Origin of the sequence: Klebsiella sp. I138 (assembly GCF_051131765.1) — a bacterium.
Taxonomy (GTDB): Bacteria; Pseudomonadota; Gammaproteobacteria; order Enterobacterales; family Enterobacteriaceae; genus Klebsiella.
On the sequence record NZ_CP180447.1, the window covers coordinates 2,495,049 to 2,507,204 of the forward strand.

Sequence of the window (12,156 nt, forward strand, 5' to 3'; positions counted from 1 at the left end):
AATGAGTGACGAGCCGCTGCGCCCGGACCCCGACCGCCTGTTGCAACATACCAGCGAGCCGCATCGCGGTAAGCTAAAAGTGTTCTTTGGCGCCTGTGCGGGCGTTGGTAAAACCTGGGCTATGTTGGCAGAAGCGCAGCGGCTACGCGCCCAGGGACTGGATATTCTGATTGGGGTGGCGGAAACCCACGGTCGGAAAGAAACGGCGGCGATGCTGGACGGGCTCAGCACCCTCCCCCAGCGCCGCTTTTCTCATCGTGGGCGCTACGTCCACGAATTCGATCTCGACGCCGCCCTGGCGCGCCGACCGGCGCTGATTCTGGTTGATGAGCTGGCGCACAGCAACGCGCCGGGATCGCGTCACCCCAAACGCTGGCAGGATGTTGAAGAGCTTCTTGAAGCCGGGATCGACGTCTTTACCACCGTCAACGTCCAGCACCTGGAAAGCCTGAATGATGTCGTCAGCGGCATTACCGGCGTTCAGGTGCGCGAAACCGTCCCCGATCCTTTTTTTGACGCCGCCGATGACGTTGTGCTGGTCGACCTGCCCCCTGACGATCTTCGTCAGCGACTGAATGAGGGCAAGGTCTATATCGGCGGCCAGGCGGAACGGGCCATCGAGAACTTTTTCCGCAAAGGAAATCTGATTGCCCTGCGTGAGCTGGCTTTGCGCCGGACCGCCGATCGCGTCGATGAACAGATGCGCGCCTGGCGCGACCGTCAGGGCCAGGAGAAAGTCTGGCATACCCGTGACACCATTCTGCTGTGCATCGGCCACAATACCGGCAGCGAAAAACTGGTTCGCGCTGCCGCGCGGCTGGCCGCACGCTTCGGCAGCATCTGGCATGCGGTCTATGTCGAAACCCCTTCCCTGCACCGTCTGCCGGAAGCCAAACGGCGGGCAATTCTGGCCGCGCTGCGGCTCGCGCAGGAGCTCGGCGCAGAAACGGCTACCCTTTCCGACCCGTCCGAAGAGAAGGCCGTCCTGCACTACGCCCGCGAGCATAATCTGGGCAAAATCGTCATCGGTCGCCAGGGAAAACGCCGCTGGTGGAACCGTAGCGGATTCGCCGACCGCCTGGCGCGCTACGCGCCGGACCTCGATCTGGTGGTGATCGCCCTTGATGAAAAAAGCGATCCTCTTCCCGCTCGGGCCAGCGACAGCCGCACCACCATGGAAAAATGGCGCCTGCAAATCCAGGGCTGCTGCGTAGCGCTGGCGCTCTGCGCGGTTATTACGCTGGTGGCGATGCAGTGGCTGGTGGCCTTTGAAGCGGCCAACCTGGTTATGCTCTATCTGCTTGGAGTGGTGATTATCGCTCTGCTGTATGGCCGCTGGCCATCGGTGCTGGCGACGGTTATCAACGTGGTCAGCTTCGATCTGTTTTTTGTTTCACCCCGCGGTACGCTGGCGGTTTCCGACGTGCAATACCTGCTGACCTTCGGGGTGATGCTCACCGTCGGTCTGCTGATCGGTAATCTCACCGCCGGGGTTCGCTATCAGGCCAGGGTGGCGCGCTATCGTGAGCAACGCACCCGCCATCTGTATGAGATGTCAAAAGCGCTGGCGGTCGGGCGCAGTGAGGATGACATTGCGGCAACCAGCGAGCGGTTTATTGCGTCCACTTTCCAGGCCCGCGGCCAGCTTCTGCTGCCTGATAGTGACGGCAAACTGCATCCGCTGACTCACCAGCCGGGTTTGACCTCCTGGGACGATGCCATTGCGCGCTGGAGCTTCGATAAGGGCCAGCCTGCCGGCGCCGGTACCGATACGCTGCCCGGCGTTCCCTATCAAATCTTACCGTTGAAAAGCGCCTCCCGGACCTGGGGTCTGCTGGTGGTGGAACCCGAAAACCTGCGTCAGCTGATGATTCCCGAACAGCAGCGCCTGCTGGAAACCTTTACGCTGCTGGTCGCCAGTGCGCTTGAGCGGCTGACGCTGACCGCCAGCGAAGAGCAGGCTCGGCTCAACAGTGAGCGAGAAAGCCTGCGAAATTCGCTGCTGGCGGCGCTCTCGCATGATTTGCGTACCCCGCTGACCGTCCTCTTCGGACAGGCAGAGATCCTGACGCTCGATCTGGCCAGCGAAGGGTCAAAGCATGCTCCGCAGGCAAATGAAATTCGCCAGCACGTTCTGAATACCACCCGGCTGGTCAATAATCTGCTGGATATGGCGCGTATTCAATCCGGCGGTTTCAATCTGCATAAGGAGTGGCTCACGCTTGAGGAGCTGATCGGCAGCGCCCTGCGGATGCTGGAGCCGGGCCTCGGCGGGCAGCAAATTCAGCTGGCGCTGCCCGATCCGCTGCTGCTGGTTCACGTCGACGGCCCGCTGTTTGAACGGGTGCTGATTAATCTGCTGGAAAATGCGCTGAAATATGCCGGTTCGCAGGCGCAGATTGGTATTACCGCGCAGGCCGGCGATCGTCAGCTGCTGTTAAACGTGTGGGATAATGGCCCCGGGATCCCGGCGGGCCAGGAACAAGCTATCTTTGATAAATTCGCCCGCGGGCATAAAGAGTCGGCGATCCCCGGCGTTGGGCTGGGTCTGGCCATCTGCCAGGCGATCGTTGAAGTACACGGCGGGACGATTAGCGCCCATACGCGGCCGGAGGGCGGCGCCTGCTTCCGTGTTACACTCCCCAGGGAGACGCCGCCGGGACTGGATGAATGGGGCGGAGCGGCGTAGCACTTCATCGGTGGATGCCCCGGAGGCGGTGCTGCGTACCTGCCCGGGCTATCGCCAGCTCCTGACCTTGCGTGAGGATACCCCGGATAAGATGTTAGCCGCACCCCGGGCGTTTCTGAAGGAGAGTGTCCTATCTGTCTGAACGGGAAGAACGGGTGATAAACGTACTGATTATTGAAGATGAACATGCAATCCGCCGCTTTCTGCGCACCGCGCTGGAAGCTGACGGCATGCGCGTATTTGAAGCCGATACCCTGCAACGGGGACTGATTGAAGCCGCAACCCGCAAACCTGATTTAACCATCCTCGATCTCGGCCTGCCCGATGGCGACGGCAATGAATTTATCCGCGAAGTGCGCCAGTGGAGCCAGATGCCGATTATCGTGCTGTCTGCCCGCACTGAGGAGCACGATAAAATTGCCGCGCTTGACGCTGGCGCCGATGACTATCTGAGCAAACCCTTTGGTATCGGTGAGCTACAGGCCAGACTACGGGTAGCGTTACGTCGCCACGCCGGTGCCCAGGCCGATGATCCGGTCGTGCGCTTCGCTGATATTCAGGTTGATATCCCCGCCCGCCGCATCGTACGCGGTGAGGAAGAAATTCACCTGACGCCCATTGAGTTTCGCCTGCTGACGGCGCTACTGAATAATCCTGGCAAGGTACTCACTCAACGCCAACTGCTCAATCAGGTGTGGGGGCCAAATGCGGTAGAGCACAGCCACTATTTACGCATTTATATGGGGCATCTGCGGCAAAAGCTGGAGGTCGACCCGGCGCGCCCGCAGCATTTACTGACCGAAACGGGGATCGGCTACCGGTTTATGCCGTGAATTATTATTCATTTATTTTGAATTTATTTTTAACCCCCTTATCTCACTAACTTAATGGCCAGAAAATAATATTTCCTGGCCATCCTACCTTTTTAATCACGAAAACAAACACAACACTAACACAAACCAAACAACAAAGAGAATAATCACATAAAAGCAACAAAAATAAGCAAAAAATATCGCCATTGATCTATTTAATTGATCAACTTCACGGAAACTACCAGTTTTATGAATAAAATGGCGTTACTTTCAACAGACAACTGAAAGGCACGCTAAAAATGGAAAATAATAACCGAACAATGCCCCACATAAGGCGAACAACACATATTATGATGTTCTCCCACCGCAACAGTTTCGACTTTCATTTCTTTAATGCCCGATAGTCTTTCGACTACGGGCACTTCCGCATACAGGTCTTCCTGACCCTTGCATTACAGGCAACCGCCTGTATTCAGTGGTGCTCACCTCACTAAACCCTGAGTTTACCGTAGCCGGACTGGTTAGGGTTTAGCCTGTACATCCAAAAAAAACAATTTACAGATTCCTGTATCAGTAAATATGTTTTTTCCCGGAGATATCAATTTCTCATTTGAGAAATTGAGGACCTGCTATTACCAAAAAAAGGCAAATGAAAATGTCAGAATTAAAAATAGCCGTAAGTAATACGTGCCAAGATTACTTCTCCAGCCAACGAAAAATAATTAATATTGATGAAACTACATTTATTGATATTGCCGCCGCAGTGATTTCCATCAATGATATTGAAGAAGGAAAACTCGACAAAATTGAAGCAACAGGATACGGAATTCCTGTTTTTGTCGCAGTGCAAGACGAAGAGCGAGTACCTTCAGACTATCTACCGCGAATTTCGGGGGTCTTCGAATACGCTTCCGAGCGATGTGCATTCTATGGCCGCCAGTTGGAAACCGCCGCCAGCCACTATGAAACCCAACTGCGGCCGCCTTTCTTTCGCGCGCTTGTCGACTATGTTAATCAGGGTAACAGCGCTTTTGATTGTCCTGGGCACCAGGGAGGCGATTTTTTCCGTCGCCATCCTGCTGGAAATCAATTCGTTGAATACTTTGGCGAAACGCTTTTCCGTTCCGATCTGTGCAATGCCGATGTTGCCATGGGCGATCTGCTTATCCATGAAGGCGCGCCCTGTATTGCACAACAACATGCAGCAAAAGTGTTTAACGCGGACAAAACCTATTTTGTCCTCAACGGCACGTCATCATCCAATAAAGTCGTACTTAATGCCCTGTTAACGCCAGGCGATCTAGTGCTGTTTGATCGTAATAATCATAAGTCCAACCACCACGGCGCGTTACTCCAGGCAGGTGCGACACCTGTATATCTGGAAACCGCTCGTAATCCGTACGGCTTTATTGGTGGAATCGACGCCCATTGCTTTGAGGAAGGCTATCTGCGCGAACGGATTAGCGAAGTGGCGCCACAGCGTGCCAGAGACGAACGTCCTTTCCGCCTGGCGGTGATTCAACTCGGTACCTATGACGGCACCATTTACAATGCCCGCCAGGTGGTGGATACAATTGGACACCTGTGCGATTACATCCTGTTTGACTCCGCATGGGTCGGCTATGAGCAGTTCATCCCTATGATGGCCGATTGTTCTCCATTGCTGTTAGATCTGAATGAAAACGATCCGGGTATTTTAGTGACTCAGTCGGTACACAAGCAGCAAGCAGGTTTCTCCCAGACATCTCAAATCCATAAAAAAGACCGCCATATTAAAGGTCAGCCTCGCTATGTTCCGCATAAGCGTATGAACAACGCGTTTATGATGCATGCTTCCACCAGTCCGTTCTACCCACTATTCGCGGCGCTGGACGTTAACGCTAAAATGCATGACGGCTTGAGCGGGCGCAATATGTGGATGAATTGCGTGATGAACGGTATCGATGCGCGTAAGTTGATCCTTGAGAACTGCCATCACATTCGCCCGTTTGTACCAGACAGCGTCGATGGTCAGCCGTGGGAATCGTACACAACCAGCCAAATCGCCAACGATCTACGCTTTTTCCATTTTGTTCCTGGCGAAAGCTGGCACGCATTCGACGGCTATGCAGAAAATCAGTATTTCGTTGACCCGTGTAAACTCCTGCTCACTACACCGGGTATTAAGGCCCGTACCGGCGAATATGATACCTTCGGGGTCCCCGCCACCATCCTCGCCAACTTCCTGCGCGAAAACGGTGTTGTCCCAGAAAAATGTGACCTTAACTCAATTTTGTTCCTGCTCACCCCAGCAGAAGATATGGCGAAATTACAGCAACTGGTCGCACTGCTGGTTCGTTTCGAAAAACTACTGGATTGCGACGCGCCTCTGGCAGAGGTTCTGCCGTCAATGTACAAGCAGCATGAAGCACGTTATGCCGGATACACCCTACGTCAGCTATGCCAGGAAATGCACGATCTCTACACCCGCCACAATGTTAAACAGCTGCAGAAAGAGATGTTCCGTAAATCGCATTTCCCTCGAATAAGTATGAATCCTCAAGAGGCAAACTACGCCTTTTTACGAGGTGAGGTTGAGCTGGTTAGTCTGGCGAATGCTGAAGGACGGATCGCCGCAGAAGGGGCTCTTCCTTACCCACCGGGAGTACTTTGCGTAGTGCCAGGTGAGATCTGGGGTGGCTCCGTACTGCATTATTTCAGCGCACTGGAAGAAGGAATCAATCTGCTACCGGGTTTTGCACCTGAATTACAAGGCGTCTATATCGAAGAACACGATGGACGCAAGCAGGTGTGGTGCTACGTCATTAAACTGCGCGAGCCACAGCAAGCTCTGCTGAAAGGGGAATCGCTATGAGCAAATCTAAGTCCAATAAAATGGGCGTTGTCCAGCTCACTATCCTGACGATTGTTAACATGATGGGTTCCGGGATTATTATGCTGCCCACCAAGCTGGCGGAGGTCGGAACTATTTCTATCATCTCCTGGCTGGTTACCGCCGTCGGTTCAATGGCGCTGGCATGGGCGTTCGCCAAGTGCGGAATGTTCAGCCGCAAAGCAGGAGGTATGGGCGGTTATGCAGAGTATGCGTTCGGGAAATCCGGTAACTTTATGGCGAACTACACGTATGGCGTGTCGCTACTTATTGCTAATGTCGCTATCGCCATTTCTGCCGTCGGGTACGGTACCGAGCTGCTGGGCGTCACGCTAAGTCCTTTGCATATTGGTGTCGCAACCATCGGCGTCCTGTGGCTTTGTACCGTCGCTAACTTTGGTGGGGCGCGTATTACCGGCCAGATCAGTAGTATTACCGTCTGGGGCGTGATTATTCCGGTCGTTGGACTGTGTATCATCGGCTGGTTCTGGTTCAGCCCGACGCTCTATGCCAACTCGTGGAACCCGCACCACGTTCCGTTCTTCAGCGCCGTAGGATCATCCATTGCCATGACCTTATGGGCCTTCCTGGGGTTGGAATCTGCCTGCGCGAATACCGATGTGGTAGAAAATCCGGAGCGCAACGTGCCCATTGCAGTTCTCGGGGGCACGCTAGGAGCGGCGGTGATTTATATTGTCTCAACTAACGTCATCGCCGGGATTGTACCCAATATGGATTTGGCAAACTCCACCGCGCCATTTGGCCTCGCGTTTGCCCAAATGTTCACGCCGGAAGTGGGTAAGGTCATCATGGCATTGATGGTAATGTCCTGCTGCGGTTCACTGCTGGGGTGGCAGTTTACCATCGCCCAGGTTTTTAAATCATCGGCAGATGAAGGTTATTTCCCCAAAATTTTCTCCCGCGTATCTAAAGTTGATGCGCCGGTGCAGGGGATGCTGGCTATTGTGATTATACAAAGCGGTTTATCACTGATGACAATCAGCCCGTCTTTGAATAATCAGTTCAACGTGCTGGTTAATCTGGCGGTGGTGACAAATATCATTCCATATATTCTGTCGATGGCCGCGTTGGTCATTATCCAGAAAATGGCGAATGTCGCTCCAGAAAAGGCCAGAATGGCGAATATCGTGGCGTTTATCGGGGCGCTGTATAGCTTCTACGCACTTTACTCCTCCGGAGAAGAAGCGATGTTATACGGCTCTATCGTGACCTTCCTCGGCTGGACATTGTATGGTCTGGTCTCACCGCGCTTTGAGCTGAAGAACAAACACGGCTAAGTCTGGAGGCCTGGCGCCTGCGGCCTGACTTAGTCGTTATAATGGACGCAGAGAATACGCGGATGTAAAAAAGGAGCCTTACGGCTCCTTTCATCATGTCACATTGTTCAGCATTACGCGTTTTTCAGCACTTCACTGACGATTTCTACCGCTTCTTTTTCGATCTGCTTACGATGTTCTTCCCCGAGGAAGCTCTCGCAGTAGATCTTGTAAGCGTCTTCTGTACCTGACGGACGTGCGGCAAACCAGCCGTTGTCGGTCATGACTTTCAGACCGCCAATCGATGCGCCGTTACCCGGTGCAGCGGTCAGACGCGCGGTGATCGGGTCACCGGCCAGCTGGCTGGCGCTGACCATTTCCGGAGAAAGTTTAGACAGCGCGGCTTTCTGGGCAGAAGTCGCCGAAGCCTGCAGACGGTTATAGCTCGGTGCGCCGAAGCGGGCAGCCAGTTCGTCGTAGTGCTCCTGCGGGTTTTTACCGGTGACGGCGGTGATTTCTGCGGCCAGCAGGCACATGATGATACCGTCTTTGTCGGTCGACCACGGAGTGCCGTCAAAACGCAGGAACGATGCGCCCGCGCTCTCTTCGCCGCCAAAACCGAAGCTGCCGTCGAACAGGCCGTCCACAAACCATTTAAAGCCCACCGGCACTTCCACCAGCTTGCGGCCCAGGTCGTTCACCACGCGGTCAATCATCGCGGAGGAGACCAGCGTTTTACCAACCGCCACATCCTGACCCCACTGCGGGCGATGCTGGAACAGGTAGTTAATGGCCACTGCCAGATAGTGGTTCGGGTTCATCAGACCCGCCGGGGTGACAATGCCGTGACGGTCATAATCCGGATCGTTAGCAAAAGCCAGGTCAAACTTATCGCGCAGCGCCAGCAGTCCGGCCATCGCACACTCAGATGAACAGTCCATGCGAATAGCGCCGTCTTTATCAAGGTGCATAAAGCGGAAGGTTTGATCGACGTGATCGTTCACGATAGTCAGGTCGAGTTTGTAGTACTCCGCAATGCGTTTCCAGTATTCGATACCGGAACCACCCAGCGGATCGACGCCGAGCTTCAGGCCAGCTTTCTGAATCGCCGCCATGTCGACGATATCCGCCAGTCCTTCGATAAACGGCTGCACCAGATCCTGCTCTTTAACATGACCGGACGCCAGTGCCGCATCGAGGGAGATACGCTTGACGCCCTGCAGGCCGGAGGCCAGCAGTTCGTTTGCGCGGTTCTCGACTACCTTGGTGACGTTGGTATCAGCCGGGCCACCGTTCGGCGGATTGTACTTGATACCACCATCTTCCGGCGGGTTATGCGACGGCGTGATGACGATACCGTCCGCCAGAGGACCACCTTTTTTGTTGTGCACCAGGATGGCATTGGAAATGGCCGGCGTCGGGGTGAAGCCGTTGTTTTCCTGCACGATAACATCAACGCCGTTTGCTGCCAGGACTTCCAGTACGGAAATAAAGGCCGGTTCGGACAGCGCGTGGGTGTCTTTACCAACGTAGCATGGACCGGTAATACCGTTCTTCGCGCGGTCTTCTGCAATCGCCTGAGCAATCGCCAGAATATGCTGCTCATTAAAGTTATGGCGCCCTGCGCTGCCGCGATGGCCGGAGGTCCCAAACTTCACTGCATGCTCCGCGTTGCCCGCTTCCGGCTTCAGTACATAGTACTGGGCGGTCAGCTGAGCGACGTTAATCAAATCACTCTGTTGTGCAGGCTGCCCCGCACGCTTATCGATTGCCATTGCCTGATCCTTCTGATGCAAGGTGAATAAAACTAGATCGTGCCGCAGACCTTCTCAATTAATTCCGCTGGGAACTGCATCGACTGCATGATGTGTTCAATCATGCTGCACTTACGGCCGGTATTGGTATTGGTGATGACCCACCACGGCGTACCAGGAACCTGTTTTGGTTTGGTCTGGTTACCGCTTTTCAGCAGGATCCGCGAATCTTCAGCAAAGTAGACGCGGGTACGCCCGTGCAGAGACTCGGTGGCCTCAGCAAACGCTTTGTTATCCAGGGAGTAGAGCGTGGTCAGGACCAGCATAAAGCGGTTTACCGCGCGTTTTTGCTCGGCGTATTCATCAGATAACAGCAGCTCGCGCATGGCGCGGACTTTATCTTTCGCCGGATTCACGGGTTTTGCTTCGACGGCAGGCGTCGCTACCGGAGCCGGCGCGGCTTTTACGACCGGAGTGGCAGTCTGGGAAACGGCGGAAAATTTCAGCATGCGCCGTAAAATGTCGGATGCACTCTCGCCAATATGCTGGGTGTGGCTGGCAATATAGCGATAGAGATCATCATCAACTTCAATTGTTTTCATCTTAATCCAGTGCGATATCTTATTCTGAATACAAGTTGTCAGGATTATAAGGACAAATCCTGACCGCGGATAGCGTCAAACCAGGATGGCGGTAAAACTCAGATAGCTCTGGGTCTTGCAGCCGGATGGCAGAATGTCCAACATAATACCCTAACCCGACGAAGCGAAAAAAAGAACTTTGCCATGAAATTAAATAGCCGCACGCAATCTGCACAAAATCCGCACAATAAATCCCCTGTCGTTCTGGTCCATGGTCTGTTTGGCAGTCTCGACAACCTGGGCATCCTCGCTCGTGACCTGGTGAACGACTACGATATTTTGCAGGTTGATATGCGCAACCACGGTCTTTCCCCTCGTTCACCGGAGATGTCCTACGCGGCGATGGCGCAGGATCTGCTCGATACGCTAGACGATCGGCAAATAGAGAAAGCCACTTTTATCGGCCATTCAATGGGCGGTAAAGCGGTCATGGCACTCAGTGCACTGGCCCCAGAACGCATCGATGGCCTGGTAGCCATTGATATTGCCCCGGTGGATTACCACGTGCGCCGTCATGATGAAATTTTCAGCGCCATTAATGCCGTCACCGACGCCGGTGCTACGTCCCGTCAGCAGGCGGCCGCAGTGATGCGAGAACATCTGCAGGAAGAAGGCGTGATTCAGTTCCTGCTGAAATCCTTTGTTGACGGCCAGTGGCGCTTTAACGTCTCGGTGCTGTGGGATCAGTATCCCCATATTGTTGGCTGGCAAACCATTCCCGCGTGGCCACATCCGACGCTGTTCATTCCGGGAGGCAACTCCCCATACGTCACCGATGCGTATCGCGACACCCTGCTCGCTCAGTTCCCGCAGGCGCGGGCGCACGTGATTGCCGGAGCCGGACACTGGGTGCATGCGGAGAAACCCGAAGCCGTCCTGCGCGCCATTCGCCGCTATCTGACCGATTTGCAGGCGTAACTGGCTAAAAACTGCCCGACCGCGCAGCAGAATGCCCGCGGTCGTTGGCGCAGCGGTTCGCCTGATGTATTATGGCGCGCTATCTGTGTCGGCTATAGCCCGGCAACTTGTTTCCCCGAAGTCACTCTGAATCATGGCAAAAGAACAAACGGACCGTACGACATTAGATTTGTTCGCAACCGAGCGTCGCCCGGGTAGACCAAAGACCAATCCGCTTTCGCGCGATGAACAGCTGCGCATAAATAAGCGCAATCAGCTCAAACGCGATAAAGTTCGCGGCCTGAAGCGTGTGGAGTTAAAACTCAACGCGGAGGCAGTTGATGCACTCAATGAGCTGGCGGAAGCTCGCAATATGAACCGCAGTGATTTGATCGAAGAGATGCTGATGAACCAGCTGGCAACCCTACACAGCCTGGGTAAAGCCTGAAAATCCTCAAAAAAACACTTTCATGTAGCAGAGTGTGCAGTCGGGCGTGATTGCTGTTTCCGCGTCCTCCCCTGTTCTGCTATGATTGCCGTTATCTGCGGGCATTACGCCACTACCACATCATTAAGTTTCAAGAGGTTATTTTACTCATGGCAATCATCGGCATCTTTTTTGGCAGCGACACTGGCAACACCGAGAATATTGCAAAAATGATTCAGAAGCAGCTTGGTAAAGATGTTGCTGATGTTCACGACATTGCCAAGAGCAGCAAAGAAGATCTGGAAGCCTACGACATTCTGCTGCTCGGCATCCCGACCTGGTACTACGGTGAAGCCCAGTGCGACTGGGATGACTTCTTCCCGACGCTGGAAGAGGTCGATTTCAACGGTAAACTGGTTGCGCTGTTTGGCTGCGGCGATCAGGAAGACTACGCGGAATACTTCTGTGATGCGCTGGGGACTATCCGTGACATCATTGAACCACGCGGCGCGACTATCGTTGGCCACTGGCCGACTGCGGGCTATCATTTCGAAGCGTCAAAAGGCCTGGCGGACGACGATCACTTCGTCGGTCTGGCTATCGATGAAGACCGTCAGCCGGAACTGACCAACGAACGCGTGAGCAAGTGGGTTAAGCTGGTCTCTGATGAGCTGCATCTCGAAGAAATCAAAAACGCGTAATGATTGAGCGGCGTTACCATAAAGTTTCGCCGCATTAATAGATAAAAGCAATCAAACTAATAGCTACAAGTTTTTAACTTTTAATC

Annotated in this window: 10 protein-coding genes; 8 read left to right on the forward strand and 2 right to left on the reverse strand. The window is 54.1% G+C overall.

What is annotated here, in order from left to right; all coding sequences use genetic code 11:
* The first annotated feature begins 1 nt into the window (after position 1).
* The 5 genes from kdpD (at position 2) to potE (ending at position 7,671) form a co-directional block, all read left to right on the forward strand.
* Positions 2-2,689: a two-component system sensor histidine kinase KdpD gene (gene kdpD / locus ACMYSK_RS11650; RefSeq protein WP_434643202.1), complete on the forward strand. Its 2,688-nt coding sequence runs from the start codon at positions 2-4 to the stop codon at positions 2,687-2,689.
* A gap of 155 nt (positions 2,690-2,844) precedes the next feature.
* Positions 2,845-3,522, forward strand: coding sequence for a two-component system response regulator KdpE (gene kdpE, locus ACMYSK_RS11655; protein ID WP_434644054.1), 678 nt, complete (start codon positions 2,845-2,847; stop codon positions 3,520-3,522).
* 278 nt (positions 3,523-3,800) lie between these two features.
* Complete coding sequence (gene speFL / locus ACMYSK_RS11660) at positions 3,801-3,905, forward strand: leader peptide SpeFL (protein ID WP_113991227.1); 105 nt, start codon at positions 3,801-3,803, stop codon at positions 3,903-3,905.
* Positions 3,906-4,156: 251 nt separating this feature from the next.
* Positions 4,157-6,355, forward strand: coding sequence for an ornithine decarboxylase SpeF (gene speF / locus ACMYSK_RS11665; protein ID WP_434643204.1), 2,199 nt, complete (start codon positions 4,157-4,159; stop codon positions 6,353-6,355).
* Complete coding sequence (gene potE / locus ACMYSK_RS11670; RefSeq protein ID WP_434643206.1) at positions 6,352-7,671, forward strand: putrescine-ornithine antiporter; 1,320 nt, start codon at positions 6,352-6,354, stop codon at positions 7,669-7,671. Before speF ends, potE begins: the two co-directional genes overlap by 4 nt.
* 113 nt (positions 7,672-7,784) lie before the next feature.
* Here potE and pgm read toward each other — a convergent pair whose 3' ends face one another.
* Both pgm and seqA read right to left on the reverse strand, forming a co-directional pair.
* Entirely contained in the window at positions 7,785-9,425 is a 1,641-nt protein-coding gene (gene pgm, locus ACMYSK_RS11675; RefSeq protein ID WP_004859615.1) for a phosphoglucomutase (alpha-D-glucose-1,6-bisphosphate-dependent), read from the reverse strand.
* A gap of 32 nt (positions 9,426-9,457) precedes the next feature.
* Positions 9,458-10,006 (reverse strand): replication initiation negative regulator SeqA, encoded by a 549-nt coding sequence (gene seqA, locus ACMYSK_RS11680; RefSeq protein ID WP_434643209.1) that lies wholly within the window; start codon positions 10,004-10,006, stop codon positions 9,458-9,460.
* Between the two features lie 183 nt (positions 10,007-10,189).
* Between seqA and ybfF the strand changes: the two genes are divergently transcribed.
* From ybfF to fldA, 3 genes are all read left to right on the forward strand, one after another.
* Positions 10,190-10,963, forward strand: a complete 774-nt coding sequence (gene ybfF, locus ACMYSK_RS11685; protein WP_434643211.1) for an esterase — start codon at positions 10,190-10,192, stop codon at positions 10,961-10,963.
* A gap of 133 nt (positions 10,964-11,096) precedes the next feature.
* Entirely contained in the window at positions 11,097-11,390 is a 294-nt protein-coding gene (gene ybfE, locus ACMYSK_RS11690) for a LexA regulated protein (RefSeq protein ID WP_434643214.1), read from the forward strand.
* Between the two features lie 149 nt (positions 11,391-11,539).
* Entirely contained in the window at positions 11,540-12,070 is a 531-nt protein-coding gene (gene fldA, locus ACMYSK_RS11695) for a flavodoxin FldA (RefSeq protein ID WP_434643217.1), read from the forward strand.
* Positions 12,071-12,156: the final 86 nt, after the last annotated feature.